Annotated in this window: 22 protein-coding genes; 13 read left to right on the top strand and 9 right to left on the bottom strand. The window is 52.5% G+C overall.

What is annotated here, in order from left to right; all coding sequences use genetic code 11:
• Nucleotides 1-66: 66 nt before the first annotated feature.
• Nucleotides 67-441: a VOC family protein gene (locus AC3RCL_RS24705; RefSeq protein ID WP_192570807.1), complete on the top strand. Its 375-nt coding sequence runs from the start codon at nucleotides 67-69 to the stop codon at nucleotides 439-441.
• Nucleotides 442-591: 150 nt separating this feature from the next.
• Here AC3RCL_RS24705 and AC3RCL_RS24700 read toward each other — a convergent pair whose 3' ends face one another.
• Nucleotides 592-735 (bottom strand): hypothetical protein, encoded by a 144-nt coding sequence (locus AC3RCL_RS24700; protein ID WP_009595787.1) that lies wholly within the window; start codon nucleotides 733-735, stop codon nucleotides 592-594.
• Nucleotides 736-985: 250 nt separating this feature from the next.
• Here AC3RCL_RS24700 and AC3RCL_RS24695 point away from each other — a divergent pair, with 250 nt between their 5' ends.
• On the top strand, nucleotides 986-1,738 hold the full coding sequence (locus AC3RCL_RS24695; protein WP_492532581.1) for an exodeoxyribonuclease III: 753 nt from the start codon (nucleotides 986-988) through the stop codon (nucleotides 1,736-1,738).
• Between the two features lie 114 nt (nucleotides 1,739-1,852).
• On the opposite strand, the gene AC3RCL_RS24690 is transcribed toward AC3RCL_RS24695, so the two are convergent.
• Nucleotides 1,853-2,752 (bottom strand): LysR family transcriptional regulator, encoded by a 900-nt coding sequence (locus AC3RCL_RS24690; RefSeq protein ID WP_492532579.1) that lies wholly within the window; start codon nucleotides 2,750-2,752, stop codon nucleotides 1,853-1,855.
• 145 nt (nucleotides 2,753-2,897) lie between these two features.
• Between AC3RCL_RS24690 and AC3RCL_RS24685 the strand changes: the two genes are divergently transcribed.
• The gene (locus AC3RCL_RS24685) at nucleotides 2,898-3,647 is read left to right on the top strand and encodes an SDR family NAD(P)-dependent oxidoreductase (protein ID WP_015737046.1); all 750 of its coding nucleotides are present in this window, start codon (nucleotides 2,898-2,900) and stop codon (nucleotides 3,645-3,647) included.
• Nucleotides 3,648-3,869: 222 nt separating this feature from the next.
• Nucleotides 3,870-5,060 (top strand): enoyl-ACP reductase FabV, encoded by a 1,191-nt coding sequence (fabV, locus tag AC3RCL_RS24680; protein ID WP_492532577.1) that lies wholly within the window; start codon nucleotides 3,870-3,872, stop codon nucleotides 5,058-5,060.
• Nucleotides 5,061-5,175: 115 nt separating this feature from the next.
• Here the strand turns inward: fabV and AC3RCL_RS24675 are convergent, their stop codons facing one another.
• A complete protein-coding gene (locus tag AC3RCL_RS24675; protein ID WP_213579579.1) occupies nucleotides 5,176-5,868 on the bottom strand; it encodes a GyrI-like domain-containing protein in 693 nt (230 codons plus the stop codon).
• Between the two features lie 95 nt (nucleotides 5,869-5,963).
• Here AC3RCL_RS24675 and AC3RCL_RS24670 point away from each other — a divergent pair, with 95 nt between their 5' ends.
• On the top strand, nucleotides 5,964-6,458 hold the full coding sequence (locus AC3RCL_RS24670) for a GyrI-like domain-containing protein (RefSeq protein ID WP_492532574.1): 495 nt from the start codon (nucleotides 5,964-5,966) through the stop codon (nucleotides 6,456-6,458).
• A 367-nt stretch (nucleotides 6,459-6,825) separates the two neighbouring features.
• Here the strand turns inward: AC3RCL_RS24670 and AC3RCL_RS24665 are convergent, their stop codons facing one another.
• Both AC3RCL_RS24665 and AC3RCL_RS24660 read right to left on the bottom strand, forming a co-directional pair.
• Nucleotides 6,826-7,683, bottom strand: coding sequence for an AraC family transcriptional regulator (locus tag AC3RCL_RS24665; protein ID WP_492532572.1), 858 nt, complete (start codon nucleotides 7,681-7,683; stop codon nucleotides 6,826-6,828).
• 143 nt (nucleotides 7,684-7,826) lie between these two features.
• Nucleotides 7,827-8,939, bottom strand: coding sequence for a DUF3626 domain-containing protein (locus AC3RCL_RS24660; protein ID WP_492532570.1), 1,113 nt, complete (start codon nucleotides 8,937-8,939; stop codon nucleotides 7,827-7,829).
• 214 nt (nucleotides 8,940-9,153) lie between these two features.
• On the opposite strand from AC3RCL_RS24660, the gene AC3RCL_RS24655 reads away from it, so the two are divergent.
• Nucleotides 9,154-9,915: an SDR family NAD(P)-dependent oxidoreductase gene (locus AC3RCL_RS24655; protein WP_492532568.1), complete on the top strand. Its 762-nt coding sequence runs from the start codon at nucleotides 9,154-9,156 to the stop codon at nucleotides 9,913-9,915.
• Nucleotides 9,821-10,234, top strand: coding sequence for a YdeI/OmpD-associated family protein (locus AC3RCL_RS24650; protein ID WP_492532566.1), 414 nt, complete (start codon nucleotides 9,821-9,823; stop codon nucleotides 10,232-10,234). Before AC3RCL_RS24655 ends, AC3RCL_RS24650 begins: the two co-directional genes overlap by 95 nt.
• Here AC3RCL_RS24650 and AC3RCL_RS24645 read toward each other — a convergent pair.
• On the bottom strand, nucleotides 10,168-10,899 hold the full coding sequence (locus tag AC3RCL_RS24645) for an MORN repeat-containing protein (RefSeq protein WP_492532564.1): 732 nt from the start codon (nucleotides 10,897-10,899) through the stop codon (nucleotides 10,168-10,170). The two genes, AC3RCL_RS24650 and AC3RCL_RS24645, sit on opposite strands and share 67 nt — an antisense overlap.
• 237 nt (nucleotides 10,900-11,136) lie before the next feature.
• Here AC3RCL_RS24645 and AC3RCL_RS24640 point away from each other — a divergent pair, with 237 nt between their 5' ends.
• Both AC3RCL_RS24640 and AC3RCL_RS24635 read left to right on the top strand, forming a co-directional pair.
• The gene (locus AC3RCL_RS24640; protein ID WP_015737037.1) at nucleotides 11,137-12,198 is read left to right on the top strand and encodes a suppressor of fused domain protein; all 1,062 of its coding nucleotides are present in this window, start codon (nucleotides 11,137-11,139) and stop codon (nucleotides 12,196-12,198) included.
• A 147-nt stretch (nucleotides 12,199-12,345) separates the two neighbouring features.
• Nucleotides 12,346-13,329: a diaminopimelate dehydrogenase gene (locus AC3RCL_RS24635; protein ID WP_015737036.1), complete on the top strand. Its 984-nt coding sequence runs from the start codon at nucleotides 12,346-12,348 to the stop codon at nucleotides 13,327-13,329.
• Between the two features lie 48 nt (nucleotides 13,330-13,377).
• On the opposite strand, the gene gdhA is transcribed toward AC3RCL_RS24635, so the two are convergent.
• Nucleotides 13,378-14,757: an NADP-specific glutamate dehydrogenase gene (gene gdhA, locus AC3RCL_RS24630; RefSeq protein WP_041622052.1), complete on the bottom strand. Its 1,380-nt coding sequence runs from the start codon at nucleotides 14,755-14,757 to the stop codon at nucleotides 13,378-13,380.
• A 388-nt stretch (nucleotides 14,758-15,145) separates the two neighbouring features.
• Here gdhA and AC3RCL_RS24625 point away from each other — a divergent pair, with 388 nt between their 5' ends.
• On the top strand, nucleotides 15,146-16,033 hold the full coding sequence (locus AC3RCL_RS24625) for a hypothetical protein (RefSeq protein ID WP_015737034.1): 888 nt from the start codon (nucleotides 15,146-15,148) through the stop codon (nucleotides 16,031-16,033).
• A gap of 91 nt (nucleotides 16,034-16,124) precedes the next feature.
• Here AC3RCL_RS24625 and AC3RCL_RS24620 read toward each other — a convergent pair whose 3' ends face one another.
• Entirely contained in the window at nucleotides 16,125-16,961 is an 837-nt protein-coding gene (locus AC3RCL_RS24620) for a YitT family protein (RefSeq protein ID WP_015737033.1), read from the bottom strand.
• Between the two features lie 324 nt (nucleotides 16,962-17,285).
• Between AC3RCL_RS24620 and AC3RCL_RS24615 the strand changes: the two genes are divergently transcribed.
• The 3 genes from AC3RCL_RS24615 to AC3RCL_RS24605 all read left to right on the top strand — a co-directional run bounded on the left by AC3RCL_RS24615 (nucleotide 17,286) and on the right by AC3RCL_RS24605 (nucleotide 20,347).
• Nucleotides 17,286-18,050 (top strand): SDR family oxidoreductase, encoded by a 765-nt coding sequence (locus AC3RCL_RS24615; RefSeq protein WP_015737031.1) that lies wholly within the window; start codon nucleotides 17,286-17,288, stop codon nucleotides 18,048-18,050.
• Nucleotides 18,051-18,183: 133 nt separating this feature from the next.
• Nucleotides 18,184-18,720 carry an SMI1/KNR4 family protein gene (locus AC3RCL_RS24610; RefSeq protein ID WP_015737030.1) on the top strand — a complete coding sequence of 179 codons (537 nt, stop codon included), beginning with the start codon at nucleotides 18,184-18,186 and terminating at the stop codon, nucleotides 18,718-18,720.
• A 433-nt stretch (nucleotides 18,721-19,153) separates the two neighbouring features.
• Nucleotides 19,154-20,347: a multidrug effflux MFS transporter gene (locus tag AC3RCL_RS24605; protein ID WP_015737029.1), complete on the top strand. Its 1,194-nt coding sequence runs from the start codon at nucleotides 19,154-19,156 to the stop codon at nucleotides 20,345-20,347.
• Nucleotides 20,348-20,437: 90 nt separating this feature from the next.
• Here the strand turns inward: AC3RCL_RS24605 and AC3RCL_RS24600 are convergent, their stop codons facing one another.
• Entirely contained in the window at nucleotides 20,438-20,935 is a 498-nt protein-coding gene (locus AC3RCL_RS24600; RefSeq protein WP_015737028.1) for a DinB family protein, read from the bottom strand.
• Between the last annotated feature and the right edge of the window lie 65 nt (nucleotides 20,936-21,000).

The raw sequence follows: 21,000 nt of genomic DNA, 5'->3' as shown, positions 1-21,000 counted from the left end.
TTAGCCCGAAATATCGTTTCTTATGTGTTGGAAGCTATTTAAGCTAATCAAAGAGGAGGAAGGTTTTTGAAAAAATCCCTATTGTACGGCGTTGGCATTTTCGTACCGGTGAGTGATCTAAAGCGTTCGACGGCCTGGTATACGGAAATGCTCGGATTTGAAGTGATTCACACGGATGAACCGAATGCGGTTGTCATGCGAATGAACGATGAGAAGGTATCCTTTTGCCTCGTGCGTTCCTATCAGGTGAAGCAGCCCGAATTTCCCAAGAATGATTATGGTGTGGGGCAATATTTCAACCTGCATACCACGAATGTGAGTGAAATCCATCAACGACTGGTTGCCAAGGGAGCCGACGTGACTGAAATTGAGGATTTTGGCGGGTTCAAAGGATTTTCCCTGACAGATCCGGACGGCAACCGCTTCGGGGTGACAGAGTAGCGACGGCGAGGAGCAGAATGGTTATAATCGACGAGCATTTTGTTCGTCCAGATGATCGTTTGGAAAAACACCCATCTCATTGCCTTGGCATGGATGGGTGTTTTTGCTGCGGTGATTATCGAATGGGCATCGACAGCCGTATCAATTCCATTATTCCTGATCCCGACAATGCTCTTCGGCCGCGGAGGTGAACTCCTCTTCGTTCTCGGAAGCCAGTTTGTCCCCGTATTGATCCAAACGTTCAGGGCTGCTGGAAGGGCCGTCGTTCTTAGGCTTGCTGTTTCTGCCAGTCATTTGCTGCACTCCTCCTTTCGTGGGATTCTCATCGATTGGGTGCGAAATGACCGCACTCCGTTTACGTTTATGTTGTTCCTGATTTGGGGCGGGATTATGCACGCAAGGCCTCATCTTATCGTTTCATGAAGTTATGATGAAAGGGGCGAAGCTTCTTGTTCGTTACACCCGTGACATGATACCATTATAGAATTTAGAAGATTCATAGATTCAACGCGCAAAACGATATGGATACCACGGAGGTTACGATATGAAGCTAGTATCATGGAACGTCAACGGATTGCGGGCCTGCGTTACGAAAGGCTTTATGGATTATTTTAATGAGGCGGATGCCGATATATTTTGCGTGCAGGAAACGAAACTGCAAGCGGGACAGATCGAGCTCGATCTGGGTCCGGAATATCAGCAGTATTGGAACTATGCGGAGAAGAAGGGATACTCGGGAACGGCGGTATTTACGAGAATCGCCCCATTGGCCGTTCGCTATGGCCTGGAGGAAGACAGCGAGCCCGAGGGCAGAGTGATCACGCTGGAGTTTGAGGACTTCTATCTCGTGAACGTATACACGCCGAACGCGAAGCGCGACCTGAGCCGGCTGGATTATCGGCTGGAGTGGGAGGAACGGTTCCGCACTTACCTGCTTCAGCTCGACGAACGCAAACCCGTGATCGTATGCGGGGACTTGAATGTGGCGCACCAGGAAATCGACCTGAAAAATGCCAAATCCAATCATGGGAATTCCGGCTTCACGCAGGAGGAGCGCGGTAAAATGACCGATCTGCTGGCAGCGGGCTTTATCGATTCCTTCCGCCACTTCTACCCCGACCGTACGGACGTATACAGCTGGTGGTCCTATATGGCCAAGGTGAGGGAGCGGAATATCGGCTGGCGCATCGATTATTTCCTGACGTCTGCCCGTTTAGCCGAGAAGCTGAAGGATGCCGAGATCGACTGCCATGTGCTCGGAAGCGATCATTGCCCGGTGAGTTTGACGCTTGAGTAATTCATTAACATAATTACGGAGCTTGTTAAAAAAGCCAACCGGCGAACGGGGAGACTGGTATAATGCCACGACCCTATTTGCCGGTTGGCTTTTCATTCGGCGAACCTAAGCCCCTTATCCAATCTGATGCTTCAGCTTGTCCAGAAAGATCGATGCCGGCTTCGACAGGTGGTGGGTTCCGGGCTGTACCCACCCGAAGGAGGAAGCGGCGAGGCCGGGGGGCATCTCCAGCTCCAGCGTCACGATGTTTCCCGAAGGAACGGAAGCGAAGCTGGTGAAGGACAAGTCGACCCCTACCGTAACCGCCACATTCTCTTCGACGAGCTTCTGTATGACCCTCGTCTGGTTGGTGGAGAATAACACATCCATGTCCCCGTACTGCTCCTGGAATACATCCATCAGCTTGAACAGATTGTCATCCTTATACAATACCAAGGGATATTCTCGGAGCTCATCGGGCGTGATCGATTGCCGCATGGCGAGAGGGGATTGGCGGCTGACCCCCACCACGAATTTGCTCTCGAGGAGCTTCCCGAAATGCAGGCCGCGATGCTGATGAATGATGGATTCATCAACGAAGATCAGACCGATATCCGCGTGATTCTGCTTAATATCCTCAATAATATCGAGCGTCGCTTTCTCCGTGATGTCGAGTTTGATTTGCGGAAAGTCTTTTTTGAACCGGATAATGGCATCGATGGACAGCGTTAAAGGCACCGGTACGGTAGCAATCCGCAATGACCCGCCAAGCAAATTAGAATAGCCTTCGGCCTCTGCCTTCAGCTCCTGAAATTGCTCCAAAATGGCATAAGCCTTCTGCAGGATCCGCTGACCTTCGGCCGTAGGTACGGCACCAAGCCGGGAACGGGTGAACAAAGAAAAACCGAACTCGGCTTCCAGGCTGGACACGGCTTGGCTCACCGCGGAAAGGGTGACGTTGCAATTCTGGGCTGCCTTGGTTAACGATCCTGTCTTGGCCGTCTCCACGATATATTCCAATTGTTCAAGATTCATATGGCTTTCATCCTTAAATAAAAGTTAAGTAACATTAATCATGTTTAAATTTACTTAAATATAACCCGGGATTACAATGAACACAAGGACATGGACACACAATGTTCAAATCATAACGCTATTTTACCCTAGGAGGTCATTGATAATGTCAGAACAACGTGTAGCGGTAATTACCGGTGGAGCGAGCGGAATCGGTCGCCAGGTCTCCCTTAAATTCGCAAGAAAAGGCGATCGTGTCGTCGTTGCCGATTTTAATGAAACTGCCGGGCAAGAGACCGTCGATATGATCAAAGCAGAAGGCGGCGAAGCTTCATTCGTTCAAGTCGACGTTTCCAAGCAAGAAAGCGTCGAGGCGCTTGTGGATAAAGCGGTTGAGCTCTACGGCCGCATCGACGTCATGCACAACAATGCCGGCATTGGCGGCGCCGGGCCGGTCCTTGAACAAAATATGGATCTTTACCATCGCACGATTAACGTGAATCAGCACGGGGTTGCCTACGGTATCATCGCGGCAGGCAGAAAAATGAAAGAACTGGGCATTAAAGGCGTTATCATCAACACGGCTTCCGTATTCGGCTTCTTGGCTTCGCCGGGAACATTTGCTTACCATGCGACAAAGGGTGCCGTCATCATGATGAGCAAATCCGCCGCGCTTGAACTGGCGCCATACGGCATTCGTGTCGTGGCTGTTGCTCCTGGAGCCGTCGATACACCGATCATCCAGGGCTATAAAGATTCCGGCATGCTGGATTCCATGAGAGCCAAAGTCATGGGCGGAGAATTGACGCAGCCCGAGGTGGTCGCCGATACCGTGTATCTCGTGTCGCTGGATGAAGCGGCTGCGATTACGGGCAGCGTGGTCATGGCCGACCAGGGCTATGCTTCATTCAAATAATCCGTTCAGTATTATATGGTAGCAGATATAGCGCATTAAACATAAAGAACCTCTCTTTGGAAGGAATGCAGGCTGAAGCCTCCGTCACACCAAAGGGAGGTTTTCTTGATTTTCCCGTCAAAACATTTCCTCTCTCCGCAAAAAACAGTTAAAATAGAGGGGAACTTGGCAGACCATACATAAGGTATGAAACGACGGATACGAAAAGAGAGGTATATAAATATGATCATTAAACCTAGAACACGCGGATTTATTTGCACGACATCCCATCCTGTAGGCTGCGAAGCCCAAGTGCAGGAGCAGATCCATTATGTACTGAAGCAGCCTGGAATCGAAGGGCCGCGCAATGTGCTGGTCATCGGCGCCTCCACGGGGTACGGCTTGTCGGCCAGAATAGCTGCCGCATTCGGCGCACGGGCGAATACCGTAGGCGTGTATCGTCCAAGTCAGGCCACCGAGAAACGGACCGCATCCGCGGGCTGGTACAATTCGGCCGCTTTCGAGAAGGCAGCGGATGCCGCCGGCTTGAAATCGTACAGCGTGACGGGAGATGCCTTCACGCAGGAGACCAAAGCCAAAACGGTTGAACTGATCCGCAAAGAGCTGGGCCGGGTCGATCTCGTGGTCTACAGCGTTGCGTCGGCTCGCCGCACGCTCCCTGAAACGGGCGAGACGGTCAGCTCGGTATTGAAGCCGATCGGACCGGCGTATACCAACAAAACGGTTAACTTCCACACCGGTGAAGTGACGGAGGTTACGATTGAACCGGCAACGGAAGAGGAAGTGATGAACACCGTTGAGGTCATGGGCGGCGACGATTGGGAATTGTGGATGAACGAGCTGGCGGAAGGCGGCGTATTGGCTCCTGACGTGACGACCATTGCGTTCTCTTATATCGGCTCCGAGATTACCAAGGCCATTTACCGGGACGGATCTATTGGACAAGCCAAGGATCACTTGGAGGCCACCGCGCTGAAACTGAACGAGAAGCTTGCCACCGGAGGCGGACGCGCATACGTTACGGTGAGCAAAGCGTTAGTGACTCAATCCAGCTCGGCGATTCCGGTCGTGCCGCTGTACGTATCGGCGCTGTACAAAGTCATGAAGGAAAAGGGGCTGCACGAGGGCTGCATTGAGCAGATTTACCGTCTGTTCTCCGATCGTCTCTATAACGGGCAAGAAACCCCGGTGGACGAGAAGGGCCGTATCCGTATCGACGATTGGGAGCTTCGCGAGGACGTTCAGGCCGAAGTAGCCGAATTGTGGAGCAAAGTGACCAGTGAAAATATCGAAGAATTGACCGACCTTGCCGGTTACCGCCGCGAGTTCTTCCAGCTGTTCGGCTTTGAAACCGACGGCGTGGATTATGATGCGGATGTAAATCCCGTGGTCGACAATCCGAAAGCCATTTAATCGAGCAAAGGCGAGCTCCGGAAAGGATCCGGGCTCGCTTTTTTATATCGCCAAGGGGTAAACCTGAATATGCGCATCCGCAGCGTACCATTTCCCGAAAGTGAAATTCCCTGATTCAGGTTATAGGGATGTAGATCTGGGTCTTCGAGGCATGCACCGAGGTTCTCAGCTCCAAGCTGTAGTGTTCGGGGTTCGGCATAAGTCCGCGTTGTTTCAGCAGCTGAAGAACATAGGAGTAGGACTGGTCGGTATCCTCCCGCTCGGAATGGCCCTCATGGGTGTACATCGCATACTCCTGCGTCGGCAGGGTTAAACTCACCATCCGCTCCGGCATATCCCGGATCGTGCTGACCTCGAACCCTGCTACATAATGATAGATCGGCTGCCGATTCAAAACAGCAGCAATAAACAAGGGGTTCGGCGTTTTATGGCGGATATAGGGAATCTCCTCCATCCGGTTTTGAAGCTCCTGCCACAGCCTGGGCTTGAGGGCCTGAGACATGTAATAGGCCGTGAAGGGGAGCTTCATCTCCAGGCCGACGATCAGCGTCCGCGGTTTGATGATCCGCTGAATGGTCTCGTTCGTCTGCTCGGATCGTTCCCGCTTCTGCCGAGAAGTCAGGATGGAATAGCCGCCATTCTTTCCTTCATTGGCGTATAAGGGAACGCCTAGCCGAGACAGTTCATGAAGATAGCGGAGCATCGTACGATACGAGACCGAGAATTCCTCGGCTAACTCGCCGACGGTGAAGTTCTGCCGTTCATACACTCGCTGCATGACGTTAAGGATCCGTTCGGTTTTGGGCATAAATCTGCTCCTTGAGTATTTTATATACTGTGACAGTTTCTGGCATAGTTCAAGTATATAATGAAACTAAAAAGAGGATAAAGGAGTATTTACCGATGAACATCGATCAACGAAATGAAGCAGCGGTTACGAGAAAGCCGGCATTTCAGGCGGTTGGATTGAAATGGGAGGGCACATTTACCGAGGCAGGCGCGGGCGGAATCCGGGCGGTGCAGCGGACGCTGCAAGAGCGGCTCGCGGAGATTCCTCACGCAATCCATGCGGACACCCTGCTGGGGTTATCTTACCACGCGGCTCCCGGGGGTGAAGGATTCATCCATTATGCCGTCGTCGAAGTGGAGCGGATTGAGGAAGTACCGGAAGGGATGGTTACGATATCCGTTCCCGCATTAACCTATGCCGCTTGTTCCCATCGCAAAGGGCAGAGCATCGACCAATCTTACAACAATATCTATGCCTGGATTGCGGAACAAGGCTACTCGGAATACAACCCGGATCATTTAACGCATTTCGAACAATATCCGATGAGTCAAGACCCGTATACGGATGACCCTGAGTTTATGATCATGATCCCCGTTCAAACGGAATAGCCGGATCTGACAGGAACACCGCAGGCATCAAAGGACGGACTTTCTAGCCTTATATACAAACTTATGCGAAAAGCCGCAAACCGCTCTGATGAAGAGCGGTTTTTTTTATATTTCCATCTTGATGCGCATGGAGGATATCTAGTTTATCCGCCTGCCGACGCGTTAATCAGTATAGAGTAAACGATTGATCATTTTGGGCCCTATCCGGCGCTCATCGGCACGGCGGCATTGTTAACGGCGGGATGGTTGGCGCTGGGGCTGTTTCATTTCGGCAGGAAAACATGATGGGGACTCACTGCACCATAGTCGGCCGTGATTTATGACTTTTGATGCGGTGAGCCCCTAAACATGTCTTCAGCAGCAATACTTATTGCGCCTTTCGAATGACAGGAATCCATAATTCGTTCTTATACTCGTCCGGGGGAAGATAGCATTCGATTGCAGGCAGCGGCGCTAGATCGTAGGCATGGGACGGGATCCACTCGGTATAAAGACGCTTCCACATCTCCGCAATACGGCTCGGATCTCCTTCCAGCTCGAATACCGCCCATGCAGCGGCAGGGAAATGCCGCAACACCATCGGTTCCGGAGGATTATGCGTCGATACGACGGACATGATGTAGTCGAAATACTCGTTCTTTCCGTAGTTGCCGTCTGCACAAACCCCGAGAATTCCCCGGATGGGATGGTCTTGCGCACGGTAGTTCCACAGCTTGTCGAAGATGCCTTCCGCATGGGCGTCTTTCCAGAGAAAAGGAACCTCTTCATAGGCGCGCTGCGTGCTTACTTGCTTCTTGAAACCGACAACGGAAAATGCCTTCATTTCTTCGATTCTGTAATTCATTTCGGCAGCCCCTCGCATGGAGAATTGAAAGGAGATGCGGGGATAGGCCTTCAGCTTGGTACCGGCTTGGCGGGCGGCCGTCGGCGTTGTGCCGTGCATGTTCTGGAATGCACGCGCGAACGCCTCCGGGGAATCATAGCCGTATTTAAGTGCAAGGTCGATGACCTTGATGTCGCTGTTTTGCAGCTCGTAAGCGGCCAGCGTCAATCTCCGTCTCCGTATGTATTCGGAGAGCGTGACATCCGTAATGAACGGAAACATGCGTTGAAAATGGTATGCGGAGCAGCAGGCGACCTTCGCCGCTTCAGCGTAATCGATCTCTTCGGTTATGTTCGCTTCTATATAGCCGATGGCTTCATTCATCCGCTGGACCCAATCCATCCGGTCATCATCCTTTCTAAGATCAATATATAAGAAGTCATAGCAGGTAGGCCTAGCCGTTTCTGCACGGATTTCGCTAGCCATGCTATGTCCCTGTATCCGCGAGCTGAGATTCCGTTGGAAACGCAAGCTGCAAATGCCGCTTAGCGGTCTGCGGCATTCGGATTCGGATGTCCATATTTTACGAGCACATGCCACAGCTGTTTGAGATGCTGAAAAGTTTCTTCATAGGTTCCCCAATCGCTCCAAGAGCTTGGATCATCCTCCAGGTGAGCAGCCGCTTTGCCGATGATGGCCGCATCCAGGACGCCTTTCGAGCCTGCGTAGCTCTGGTCGATCCGCTTGGCGAGCGGCGGCATGGCGGGTCCCCGGAAGTTATTGGGGACATCCTGCACGGCAAGAGAGAACCCCGGATGCCAGGACAGGGCAAGATGATATCGCTCACACAGCGCGTGGAGCAGGCGGCCGATCGGGGTATGCTTGTAGGACGGATCGGCAACCAGGGCCTCCGCATCGCTGGATAAGTCGATGGGACCATGGATCTGTGCTTCAATATAATCGTCCAAGGAGCGGCCGACCGGTCCGGTGGGACCGGTATGCGATGAAGGAAGATGAATCAGCCGCTCCAGCATAGCTGGAATATTTACATTCGGAGAACCCAGGGCCGAGCCGGTGGATTCCACTTGCTGCAAGAGCGCAGCGAGAATCGAATCCCACTGACGTATGGTGCCTACAAACTCGGGACCTGCGTGACTGTCACCGAATGTAAAGGTGCTGCGCTTCAATATGCCCGGGGACAGCACCAGAAAACAAGAACCGAAGCGGGGAGACCCCCCGTCAGCATAATTCATGAGATTGAGTGCGCCGTACTTCGGCCGCTCGTCATGGCGAACGCCGGGCTGCTGGTAGGCTCCGCCAAACAGGAGCCGTTCCCATTGGTCGCGGTCGCCGCCCGGGTAGGCCGTACGGCTTCCGTTGGTCACGCTCGTGATGAACTGGTTATGATATACGCCTTCCGTCAGGAGAGATTCGATAACGGAGCGGCCTGTAGGCAGTATCCGATCCGGATGGAAATTCAACGTGACCCGGGCATGCTTTTCGATGAGCTTTAACTGTCGGCGCATCGTCACGGATTCTTTTTCATGTTTTCGTAAAATATGCTCCGTCATGGCCGAGGTGCTCTTCCGTGCGTTCGCCGCTAACGATTCGACATGAAGAATCGCTTGTTGCTGCGCTTCGGTTAACCGTTCGCTCATTTTCGGCTCCTCCATACCTTCATACTAAAATACAACGATATGATATACCTCACTTCTATCCCTGATGAGTAGATTCCTCTATGGATGCGGATTTCGTGTTTCAGGAGTGTTGGACAGCCTTTGCTCTCAGAACATCCGAAATGATTGCCCGAGGCCAAGACGTCATGCTTTAATGTAACTACACAAACGAATCCAAGGTGATGGAGGTTACCATATGCAGCCCAATTTCAGCATTCAGGATAAAATCGCAATCGTGACGGGTGCCAGCAAAGGCATCGGTTACGGACTAGCCCAAGCGCTCGCAGCGGCAGGAGCCAAGGTTGCCGTTATGGCACGTAGCAAAGCGTCGCTGGATCGATTGGTTGAGGAAATCTCCAGGACGGGAGGCCAGGCCAAGGCCTATGAGCTGGATGTGCGCAATGTGGAGCAGATCCGATCCGTATTTGGACAGGTAGCCAAGGACTTTGGCCGGCTGGATATCGTGGTCAATAACGCGGGTTTGGGAGAGGGCATGCTCGCGGAAGACATCACGGAAGATTACTGGGACGAGATGATGGACGTTAATTTGAAGGGCGTATTTTTCTGCTGTCAGGCTGCCGGCCGCCTCATGCTGGAGCAGGGCTATGGAAAAATCATCAACGTCAGCTCGCAGGTCAGCATCGTCGGGATTACCGAAGGCGCTGCCTATTGCGCCTCCAAGGGCGGCGTTAACCAGCTGACGAAGGTGCTGGCGCTGGAGTGGTCCAGCCGGGGCGTCAACATCAATGCGGTCGGTCCCACCTTCATCCATACGCCGGGAACGGCCGAAAGATTGGACTCCCCCGAGTTCCGGGACGGCGTATTGGCACGGATCCCGGCAGGCCGGATCGGCACCATAGGCGATGTGGCCGGCGCCGTTATCTATTTGGCATCGCCGGCATCCGACCTCGTTACGGGCACCTTGCTGCTTGTGGATGGCGGCTGGACGGCACAATAGGGATGACGGAATAAGCCTGAGTGAGCTGAATCCGGCGGCCCGACAATTTTTTGATCGTTTGCCTACAGCCAACCAGCGCCGCTTGGCGCTGTCGATTGAAGGGGCCAAGACGATGGAGACGCGTCAGCGGCGAATCGATAAATCGGTCACGCTTCTGAACGGGGGACGTGCGCAGAAAGACGGTGAATTCCTTCCGGTCAAATCAAAGAACCCGGTTCTGCCTTGGCAATACCGGGTTCTTTTTATGGCGGGTTATTTTAACGGAACCTGCTTGGACAAGGCTTCGAATTGCTGCAGATGCGGAGCCATTTTGGTTTGAATGCTCTTGAAGTATCGGAGCGCGGCGTCGTTCTGACGCTGCTCGGCCGCGGAATTGGCCGGGAAGATCGAGTAACGATGGTTGACGGAACCATTCTTGTATTGAGCGCTGAACATCGTTCCGCTCGCCCAGTTTTTTTTCATGTTCTGATTGGTGCCCATAATCACGAGCAGTTCCTTGCCCTTCTTGTAGGTAAAGCTGTAGTCGGGATCGGCCACGGCATGAATCACATCGTATCCGCTTTGGAAGACGCCTGCCTTGAATATCCCTTTCTGGATCTGGTTCCAGCGGACGGACCCGTCCGGCAATGTCACCTTATGGGTCAGGATGCCTTCACCATCCATTTTGTCATGGTTCCAGCGTCCGCTGTACACCACCTTATGCGCTTCGCCGTCCAATTGGTATTCGTTAATGTATTTACCGCTCCCGGCACGCTTTCCGTCCATGAAATCGCCGGAATATTGTTTGCCGTTGCCCCACTTGATGGTGCCGCGTCCGTTAGGCTGGCCGTTAGCCGCTTCGCCGTAATAGGACGTCCGTTCGGAGATTTGTATCCATTCCTTGGCGGAGGCCGCGTCGGCAGAGGCCGGCTGCAGGGCCAGCGAAGAGATTGTAAGCGAAGCGGTGAGCGTTATGGTTACTGATAATGCCGTTCGTTTTTTCATGAACATGTAGGCTCCTTTGTTGATATGGTACTATTATACACTTCTCTGGAAACTTCTTCATTCCCCAATATGTCCTATATAATGAAGTGAAGGAGGATGCTGGGCTATCGTCCTGAAGCTCCCTTGCTTGTATTATCGGTAATTGTTGAATGCGCCGCCTAATGGAAGGGGATATGATTTAACGGGGGCGGATAGGGTGAAGTTTAGGATGGAAACGATAACGGGAGGGAACAGGATATGACATATGAAGATAACGCACCCGGCTGGGACGCGATTGACGATGCACTGCTGAAGTTATATGGAGAGCAGGAGCCGAAGCATTACGGAGCGTTGATTCCGTATGCGCTTGGAGGACCCGATCCGCTGAATGGAATCAGCGCTTATGTCTCGAATACGCCAATGCCGCATTGGCATATGGTTACCTATGGTTTTAGCGAGCTGTATGATAAAGAATCGGATCATCTGGAGGAGAGCGGTTACGGCTTCGAATTGACGTTCAGGCTGGCTAAGCCGAAGGATGAGGAAGAGCCGCCGGCGTGGGCGCTAAATCTGCTTCAGAATATGGGGAGATACGTGTTTAACAGCGGGAATATTTTTCGCTCGGGCGATTATTTGGATGCCAATGGACCGATCTGCCTGGGTGCCGATACGCAGCTGACCGCGCTCGCCTTTATCGAGGATCCCGAGCTGCCGGCCATGGATACGCCGAATGGGCGGGTCGAATTCCTGCAGATGATCGGCATTACCCGGGAAGAGCTTGAGGCGATGCAGACCTGGAATACGCTTGGCGTGCTGCAAGCCTGTGTAGAACATATGCCGCTTTACATAACGGATTTGAATCGGGATTCGTTTCTTAAGATACCTTCGATCTCGGAAACTGTGGATAGAGGAATGAAGGAGGAAGGCTCGAACACCGGATTTCTCTATGTGAGCCAGCTGGCTTTTGAACCGGGAAAAAAAGGCTGGTTAAGCAAAACCCCGGCTGCGCTCCAAATCGGCGCCAAACAGGCGGGCATCATCGGCAAGCTGCTGCAGGGGAGAATTCTGAAGGAGAAGAGCTTGAGCCTTGTAGGTCCGGAGGTTCGGGTCGTATTTGAGCCGGGGAACGAGAGCCGCTGGACCGCGGAGGATGGAGATGTTACGTTGATCATGGACGATCGGACGGCGGGTGAATTCTCAAGCCGTTTGGTTCCGCAGGTCAGCACCTTCGAGCTTTCCGGTTTACCTGGAATCCGAATTGAAATCGTGAAGACGGAAATCAAGGATCAGGAAGGAAACGTTGTTCAAGTTATCGGGTAGCAGGTGAAAATATGAATGACGCAGCTAGAAACAATTTCCTCTTCATATAAAATAGTTTACAATTAGTGTGATGTCTATATACTTATACTTTAAAGCAGTACATAAACATCATGTCAAAGCAAATGGACTGACAAAGGGAGGATAACATTGAACGCAACTATTAAAGTAGGGATCGTAGGTTATGGAAACTTGGGCAAGGGCGTGCAGAAAGCCATCGGGCAAAATCCGGATTTGGAGCTGGTAGCCATCTTCACGCGCAGAGACCCGCAGCAAATGCCGGCCAATTCCGGTGCGCGTTTCGAGCATATTTCAGTGGCAGAGCAATATATCGGGAAGATTGACGTGATGATTCTGTGCGGCGGTTCGGCTACCGATTTGCCGGAGCAAACACCACAGCTTGCCAGCATGTTCAATACGGTAGACAGCTTTGACACGCACGCAAAAATTCCCGAGTTTTTCCAGGAGGTCAACAAAGCGGCGATGGGCGGCGGCCATATCAGCGTCATCTCGACAGGCTGGGATCCGGGCTTGTTCTCCATGAACCGTCTGCTTGCCGAAGCGATTCTGCCGGAAGGTAAAGATTATACGTTCTGGGGCAAAGGCGTGAGCCAAGGCCACTCCGATGCGATCCGTCGCGTACCCGGAGTGAAAGCAGGCGTTCAATACACGGTTCCTGTAGAAGAGGTTATTAACCAGATCCGTTCCGGCGAGACACCGGAGCTTGCCACTCGCGAGAAGCACCGGAGAGATTGTTTCGTCGTTGCAGAAGAAGGCGCGGACCAAGAGCAAATCCGTCAGACGATTGTGTCGATGCCGAACTATTTCTCCGATTACGATACAACCGTTACCTTCATTACGCAAGAAGAGCTTGAGGCTGAGCATGCCGGAATGCCACACGGCGGATTTGTCATACGCAGCGGGGTTACCGGAAACGGAAGCAAGCAAATTGTTGAATTTGGCCTGAAGCTGGACAGCAACCCTGAATTTACGGCAAGCGTGCTCGTGTCTTATGCAAGAGCTGCGCATCGCTTGAGCAGAGAGGGACAGCAGGGCGCCAAGACGGTGTTTGACATTCCGCTCGGGTACCTGTCGCCAAAATCGGCCGAACAGCTCCGCAGCGAGCTCCTATAAGCTGCAAAAAGCCCTGCCGCATATGCGGCAGGGCTTTTTTTGTGTGATTTATACGATTCCTTGCGCGATCATGGCATCGGCCACTTTGATAAACCCTGCGATGTTGGCACCGGCCACAAGATTGCCTGCTACGCCATACTCTTCGGCAGCATCTACCGCACTGTTGTAAATGTTCTTCATGATTTGATGGAGCTTCGCATCCACCTCTTCAAACGTCCATGACATTCTCATGCTGTTTTGGCTCATCTCGAGTGCCGATACGGCAACTCCGCCTGCATTGGCGGCTTTAGCCGGTCCAAACAGTACGCCCTTGCTGATGAACAGCTCAATCGCCTCCAACGTGGAAGGCATGTTCGCTCCTTCGCCGATGGCCTTCACTCCATTCGAGATGAGGGTTTTGGCAGCGTCGGCGTCGAGCTCATTCTGCGTGGCGCAAGGGAGTGCGATATCGCATGGAAGCGACCAGATTCCCGTGCAGCCTTCGGTGTATACGGCATGCGGATGAATTTTCACATATTCGCTGATCCGAAGACGATCCCGCTCCTTGAGCAGCTTGACGGTTTCAAGGTTAATTCCTTCCGGATCATACAGATATCCGTTAGAGTCGCTGCAAGCGATGACGTGAGCACCGAGCTGCTGTGCCTTTTCGATGGCGTAGATGGAAACGTTGCCCGAACCGGACACCACGACGCGGCTGTCCTGGAAGCTAAGGCCCTTCGCAGCCAGCATCTCCTGTACGAAGTAGACGCAGCCGTATCCGGTTGCTTCCGTACGTGCCAGGCTTCCGCCATAAATGACGCCTTTGCCTGTCAGCACGCCGGCCTCATGTCCTCCGCGGATGCGTTTGTATTGACCGAACATATAACCGATCTCGCGAGCGCCCACGCCGATATCGCCGGCAGGCACATCGGAATCAGGTCCGATATGACGGTACAGCTCGGTCATGAAGCTCTGGGTAAAACGCATGACTTCCTGATCGGATTTGCCTTTCGGATCGAAGTCCGAACCGCCTTTGCCGCCGCCGATGGGCTGGCCGGTGAGCGAGTTTTTGAAGATTTGCTCAAAACCGAGGAACTTGACGATGCCGGCATAAACCGACGGATGGAACCGGATGCCGCCTTTGTACGGCCCAAGTGCGCTGTTAAACTGAACGCGGAATCCGCGGTTGACTTGCGTTTTGCCTTGATCATCCACCCAAGGTACGCGGAAGGTGACCATGCGCTCCGGCTCGACAAGGCGCTCCAGAATGCCGTGTTCCCGATATTTCGGGTGCTGGGCTAACACAGGGACGAGGGAATCCACAAATTCCCGGACGGCTTGGTGAAACTCGGACTCATGCGGATCGCGGGCTACAACTTGGTTATAGATGGATTCCACATATTCTTGCGCGGCAGTAAAGGGTGAAGTTACAGAAATATTCGTAGTCACTTTTGTGATGCACTCCTTCAAATCGTTAAAGTAGAATTGCGAGAAAAATCGTTGGTGTTTCAGAAAAGGGACGCCCGTCTTGAACCATTTGTACAAAACCATTAAAAGTTTGCACTCAGCATTTTTAAGTTAAAAAGAATTTTATAGAATCTTGCCTCGTATTACCAATAAAATGTTTTTTGCAAACTCATTAAATATTTCTATGAACCTGTCATTAGGTGTAAGTTAATCAGCCATTATCCCGTGTTTTATGTAGCGAAAATGCAAAAAATCATCCGATTTTGTCATGGAAAAATACAAATAAAAGGAACTTTGACATCAACTTTTTCGGCCATTTATTCGTCTGAGGTTATGGAAGAGTTGGAATCTTATTACAGGAGCTGAAGGCATGAAAAAGATATGGGCAGCGCTGTTCATGACAGCCCTATGTACCTTGACCGCATGCGCCGATTCGGAGAATGGGAAGGTCGAACCCCCGCCCGTTTCGAGCGTGGAGCCGGCCCTTGATGTAAAGGAAGACCTACCCTTGGTGATCCGGAATGTGGCTGCCTTACAGGAAGGGACCTTTGCATTTTCCGACGAAACGGGGCATAGGCTGCTCGTTAATCCGGATGCCGCGATTCAGGATGAAGAAGCCTCGCTGATTGCCATCGGCCAGGGCGGCGAGCCGCTTCCGGTCCAATATGCGGGTGAGCAGCAAGCGACGGAAGAAGATAACGGCAGGCAAACTTCGCAGAATTTCAGCCATCAGGCCGGGCAGCTGTACGAGGTGACGGAGGGGACGGCCGCCCCGAATGCAACGTACTTCATCATTCCAAAGCACCATGTTCCGAAAGAGGCGCTGTTGACCATCCAGCCGGCCAAGCCGGAGAAGGCCGATGGACAAGTACTGCAGGAGATCAAGGACAGCAAGGGGAGAGCGGTAGAGCAGGCATGGCCGCTTATTCAGCTTCCGGAGGGAGAGTCCCTCTATCTGGTGCAGTTCGTCAGAGAAGGTGACGATATGCTGGCCAGCTTGGCGCTGAAACGCGAGAGCGGCTGGCTGTATTACGATTATCCGGCGAAGTACGATCCGAGCTCGACGTGGAGAGTGGATGACCAAGGAGAGGTGCGCCCGGACATGTTCGCGTTTCTGTTTGCGGCAGAATCGGAGCTTGGTCTTGTGTTGGGCGTGCAGTGGATGGGCGCGGAAGGTGAGAATGTTTCGCTTCTGTCCGTATCGGACGATGCGATTACGGATCTCGGGCTGGAATATGGAAGATATATGTCCCCCTGATCCTTCGATGGAGCTGAGTTATTACGAAAAAAGATCGAAGCCCGCCTCAGCGATGGTTTCGATCTTTTTTAATCTAACGATAAGTTCGGCTTTACTTCGAAATATCAATAAACCCTTCCCCGAACACGTCACGTACGTCGTGGATGGTAACAAAGGCGTTTTTATCCTCGGCACGGACGATTTTTTTGAGCATGGAAACTTCCTGTTTGCTGATGACGATGTAGAGCACGTCTTTGGTTTGACCGGTGTAATATCCGTATCCCCGGAGCACGGTCACCCCACGGTCCATAATCTCCGTCACCCGAATGGCAATGCGGTCATGATGTGTCGAGATGATGGTAACGGCTTTTTTGGGGTTCAAGCCTTCAATTATGAATTCCATTGCCTTGGTGCCGATGTAGAGGATGACCACGGTGAACATCACCTTCTCGATTCCGATCACGAAGACGGACAGTCCGGCCACGATCAGGTCAAAGAACAGCAGGGCATAACTGATATTCCAATCCCAATATTTATTGGCCAGACGAGCCAGTATCACCGTGCCTGCCGTCGTTCCGCCCACCCGGACGATGAGTCCGATCCCGACACCGGCAAACAGACCGGCGAAAATGGCGTTGATCACCGGCTCATCCGACGCAATGCGCCAGTTCTCCGTCAAGTGCAGGAACAGGGAATGAAAGGCAACGGCGATGATGGTATATACCGTCGTTTTTTTATCCAGCAGCTTGTAGCCAATCATCAGCAATATCCCGTTAATCACAATGCCGACCAACGCCGGCGACCATTGCAGTACATAAAACAGAATGATCGATATCCCGGTCACACCGCCTTCGCCAAAATCGTTCGGAATGACGAATAAATTGACCGCCAGCGCAAAAATAAATGCCCCGATGAGCAGCATGATCATATCAAACGCTCTTTTTTTCATACGATATACCTCCATGACTTTCAACAAGCTCACAAAAAAAGCGATTAAAGGAAAAACTCATCCTTTAATCGCTTTATGCAAACATAGGTTGCGCAGCTCTTTTGATATACTCATTATAATAATCTTCACATGGAATGTAAATGATTTTTAATTTTCATAAGCTTGCAGGTCGGCGCTAATGCCCTGCATTCCAGCCCCCCTATCCAGGAGGGGCTTTTTTATGATGTTTGAAATCGAGCGGAGAACGGGAATAGGAGCGCAACATTTCAAAATGGGGGCTGTGATAAAACTGAAAGGGAAAGAAGAAGAGGAGATGATGAGAACATGAAAACATGGAATGGAACAACGGCTTTGGTTACGGGCTCCAGCCGGGGCATCGGACGTGCCATCGCGAACCGATTGGCGAAGGAAGGAGCCATGGTCGCCGTTCACTACGGCAAGAATAGGGAGGCTGCGGAAGAGGTCGTCCGCGAGATTGCGCAGGCCGGAGGGGAGGCTTTTGCGGTTGGGGCGGACCTCCGCTCCTTGGAGGGGGTAAATGCCCTGTTCGAGTCGCTGGATGAGGCGTTGAACGACCGGACGGGCAGCACGCAAATGGACATCCTGGTTAACAACGCAGGGATCGGCTTGGTGGAGACCATCGAGGAAACCACGGAGCAGAGCTTTGACGAAGTGATGCATATTAACGTGAAAGCGCCGTTCTTCCTGATTCAGCAAGCTCTTCCCCGCCTTCGGGACAATGGGCGCATCATCAATTTATCGTCTGCGGTCACCCGGATTTCCCTGCCCAATATTCCGGCGTACACGATGACGAAGGGGGCCATTAATGCGCTGACGCTCTCCTTGACGAGCCAGCTGGCATCCCGCGGAATCACGATCAATGCGATACTGCCCGGATTCGTAGCTACCGACATGAATGCCGGAATGCTGCAGGATCCTGACTCGTATCGGGTCGGGGCCGGCTATTCGATGTTCGGAAGGTGGGGGGAGCCGGCGGATATTGCGGATATCGCGGCGTTTCTGGCTTCTCCGGACAGCCGCTGGATCACCGGTCAATGCATCGATGCCAGCGGAGGAACCCATCTGTGACCGCCGCCGTTGCCGCAAATCCATGAACATAGAAAGACCTGATTCCCGCGGCATGATTTCTTTTTCCAGTATTTCCTTTATAATGTTTGAAGAAGTTGCGAGGAAGGAAGTATTGGGACGGAGGCAGGCGAAGATGTGGAATATCGATTTTGAGCACGCGTACGACATACGCGCGGGTGCCACCGAAGAACAAATTGCCCGTTTTGTTATGGTGTGGAATGCAGGGCTTTCCGTGCAGGAGATGGATGAAATCAAGGGGAGGCAAGTGAATCCTTTTCACAAAAGCTCCCCCTTTTACGATCAATATGTTCCGCTGGATCCTGCAGGCTGGAAGCTGCCTCGGCGAAACTTTCCCGCCAGCTATTTGGATTTATTGAAGTATTCCAACGGCGGGGAATTTCAACAGGGAGCACGTCTTTTCCAGTTCTTTAACACGGATGACCTGAGGGAGATGAACCTGGCCTACGAGCTGCCGGAGTATATGCCTTGTGCGGTGTCGTTTGCGATGGATGGAAGCGGAAACCATTATATGTTCGATATGAGGGAAGCGCCGACAAACGGCGAATATGCGATTTTGTTCGCCCATTCCGGCAACCTGGGGTATGAAGACTGCGAGCGTGTTGCGGATTCTTTGCCTGCGCTATGCACGGAGACTTGGGAGCTGTATTGAGCGTATCATGAGAGCTGGCAGGGGATCGTATAGCCTTGGAGCAAGAGCCCACGCGTGACGCGTGGGCTCTTGCATTTAGCGTTCGGCCGACGACGTATCGGATCTCGTGCGGACGAGGGAGCAAAAGGCAAAAGCCTAGACAGTACAACGCCCCGTGCCTAAATGCAAATCTAAAACGGAAGAATTGGCGGAATGGCTCTCCAAGAGGAAATGATGCATAGCAGAGCGCATCCCCGGGAGGAGAGTCAGGAGCCCATTTGCCTGCGATTCTGTTATAATGCTCGTTAGATTGATTACTACCCCCCTATTTTCAAACAAAAGGTGAACTTTTAATGCTTTCATTTACTAGACTAACCAAATGCAAACCCCCGATCCCGTAATTCCTTTGCCGGCAAACTAGAGATTTTCTGAATCGATAAGGGGGAGTTTGGCTGTGCAAAGAAAAATCTCAAAACCGTCACTGCTGTTGTTTATTGTTCTTGTGGGTTTCCCGCAAATAAGCGAAACGATATATACGCCTTCATTACCGGATATCGCCCATCATTTAGGGGCGAGCAATAATGCGATCCAGCTTACGCTCAGCATTTACTTTCTGGGCTTTGCCTTTGGCGTGTATTGCTGGGGGAGGCTGTCCGATTCCATCGGACGGCGCCCCGCCATGCTGTGGGGCATCCTGGTTTATGGGTTGGGCAGCCTGGGCTGCTATCTGTCCGGGTCTGTCGAATGGTTATTGGTCAGCCGGTTCATACAGGCTTTTGGTGCCAGCACGGGCTCTGTCGTCACGCAAACGATTTTGCGCGAGACCGTAGACGGAGCCAAACGCCATGCGGTGTTTGCCCAGATTTCGGCGGCGCTGGCGTTTACTCCTGCGATAGGGCCGCTGATTGGCGGATGGGTAGATCAATCGCTCGGCTTCCGGGCGGTTTTCTTCACGCTGGTAATATTGAGCGCAGCCGTATTGACCTACACCTGGATTTCCCTGCCCGAGACCAGAGTGCAGGCCGCCTCGAGGATTAACACGTTCTCGGTGGTCAAGCGCCTGCTCTTCGATCGCAGAGTATGGGGATTCGGTTTGCTTATTGGAGCGACCAACGGCATTTTGTTCAGTTATTATGCGGAGGCGCCCTTTATTTTTATTGAATTTTTTCAGATGAGACCTGCTGCGTTCGGCTTCTTCGGAATCTTTGTGGCGATGTCCTCGATTTTCGGCGCGCTGCTGTCGAAAAGGCTGCTGACCCGGCTCAAGGCAGAGCGCATTATCTTGCTCGGCACGTTCATTACGTCGGTGGGGGCCCTTTGCTTCACGGGCTTTGCCCTTAGCGGGATCAAAGCCACCGTGACGGATTTGGTGTTGATGGTATCCTGTATTTTTATTATTCTGCTCGGCACCGGAATGGCCATTCCCAACTGCCTCAGCCTGGCGCTGATCCATTACGGAGACGTGCTCGGGACGGCAGGGGCCATCTTCGGATTGGGTTATTACGTTGTCGTCAGCCTGATAACGAGCGGCATGAGCTTTCTTCACGACGGTTCGTTAGTCGCCATGCCTTTGTATTTTCTTGGGCTGGCCGCGGTCATGGTCTTCGTGAGCGGGATGCTCGCCCGTCAAGCACGAAGCAGTTCATAGAAAAGCATTAAACTAAACAAGTCGCAGAGTGCCGGCGGTTATGCCGGTACCCTGCGACTGTTTGACGTTGTCCGATCGGGAAGTTTTAGTTCATTGCGCTGCCTCGTCGGCAGATGGACCGTAGATGCCCGGCACCGGAATATCGAGAAGCCGCAGATATACCCCTAACTGAGCCCGATGATGAACCATGTGGCTGAAGCCGAAGGTGCGGAGCGCAATCGCCCGCGGCGCGCGGAGGATGATATGGTCGCCGTGGCGCAGCGTCCATTCCTCGCCGAGCGTTTTCTCGTCGCATTCGGCGAGCAGCTGCTCCAACTTGCCCACGTTCGCGTCGAATTCCTCCAGAACATCGGCGCGTTTTTCCAAAGCCTCCCGTCGCAGCGGCACACTCGAAAGATCGAACTCCGGATACTGAAAAATCGCGATTTGCCAGTTGAGCAGGTTAATCAGGTGCGTGGCCAACCCGCCGAGCGCCATCGATTTCTCGTGCGGCTTCCACGACATATGCTCCTCGGGCAAGCGTTCCAGAACGCGGCGCGTATGAGCCAGCTCCTGCGCTGCATCGCCGATGATCAGTTGTTTTACCATAATAATCCTCTCCCCTCTTATGGCTTAGCATACTATATTTTCCGGTTGGGAGGAAAGCTCTCTTT

This window comes from Paenibacillus sp. MT86, assembly GCF_058792535.1.
The sequence above is the reverse complement of the archived record's forward strand: the minus strand, read 5'-3'. Positions and strand labels throughout refer to the sequence as shown.

Excerpts from the sequence above, each read along its gene's own strand:
- AC3RCL_RS24670 (WP_492532574.1), top strand. The coding sequence starts at position 5,964 with ATGAACATCGATCAACGAAATGAAGCAGCGGTTACGAGAAAGCCGGCA.
- AC3RCL_RS24660 (WP_492532570.1), bottom strand. The coding sequence starts at position 8,939 with ATGAGCGAACGGTTAACCGAAGCGCAGCAACAAGCGATTCTTCATGTC.
- fabV (WP_492532577.1), top strand. The coding sequence starts at position 3,870 with ATGATCATTAAACCTAGAACACGCGGATTTATTTGCACGACATCCCAT.
- AC3RCL_RS24600 (WP_015737028.1), bottom strand. The coding sequence starts at position 20,935 with ATGGTAAAACAACTGATCATCGGCGATGCAGCGCAGGAGCTGGCTCAT.
- AC3RCL_RS24625 (WP_015737034.1), top strand. The coding sequence starts at position 15,146 with ATGAAAAAGATATGGGCAGCGCTGTTCATGACAGCCCTATGTACCTTG.
- AC3RCL_RS24685 (WP_015737046.1), top strand. The coding sequence starts at position 2,898 with ATGTCAGAACAACGTGTAGCGGTAATTACCGGTGGAGCGAGCGGAATC.
- AC3RCL_RS24695 (WP_492532581.1), top strand. The coding sequence starts at position 986 with ATGAAGCTAGTATCATGGAACGTCAACGGATTGCGGGCCTGCGTTACG.
- AC3RCL_RS24690 (WP_492532579.1), bottom strand. The coding sequence starts at position 2,752 with ATGAATCTTGAACAATTGGAATATATCGTGGAGACGGCCAAGACAGGA.
- AC3RCL_RS24640 (WP_015737037.1), top strand. The coding sequence starts at position 11,137 with ATGACATATGAAGATAACGCACCCGGCTGGGACGCGATTGACGATGCA.
- AC3RCL_RS24665 (WP_492532572.1), bottom strand. The coding sequence starts at position 7,683 with ATGGATTGGGTCCAGCGGATGAATGAAGCCATCGGCTATATAGAAGCG.
- AC3RCL_RS24610 (WP_015737030.1), top strand. The coding sequence starts at position 18,184 with ATGTGGAATATCGATTTTGAGCACGCGTACGACATACGCGCGGGTGCC.
- AC3RCL_RS24650 (WP_492532566.1), top strand. The coding sequence starts at position 9,821 with ATGTGGCCGGCGCCGTTATCTATTTGGCATCGCCGGCATCCGACCTCG.
- AC3RCL_RS24700 (WP_009595787.1), bottom strand. The coding sequence starts at position 735 with ATGACTGGCAGAAACAGCAAGCCTAAGAACGACGGCCCTTCCAGCAGC.
- AC3RCL_RS24615 (WP_015737031.1), top strand. The coding sequence starts at position 17,286 with ATGAAAACATGGAATGGAACAACGGCTTTGGTTACGGGCTCCAGCCGG.
- AC3RCL_RS24655 (WP_492532568.1), top strand. The coding sequence starts at position 9,154 with ATGCAGCCCAATTTCAGCATTCAGGATAAAATCGCAATCGTGACGGGT.
- AC3RCL_RS24645 (WP_492532564.1), bottom strand. The coding sequence starts at position 10,899 with ATGAAAAAACGAACGGCATTATCAGTAACCATAACGCTCACCGCTTCG.
- AC3RCL_RS24620 (WP_015737033.1), bottom strand. The coding sequence starts at position 16,961 with ATGAAAAAAAGAGCGTTTGATATGATCATGCTGCTCATCGGGGCATTT.
- AC3RCL_RS24675 (WP_213579579.1), bottom strand. The coding sequence starts at position 5,868 with ATGCCCAAAACCGAACGGATCCTTAACGTCATGCAGCGAGTGTATGAA.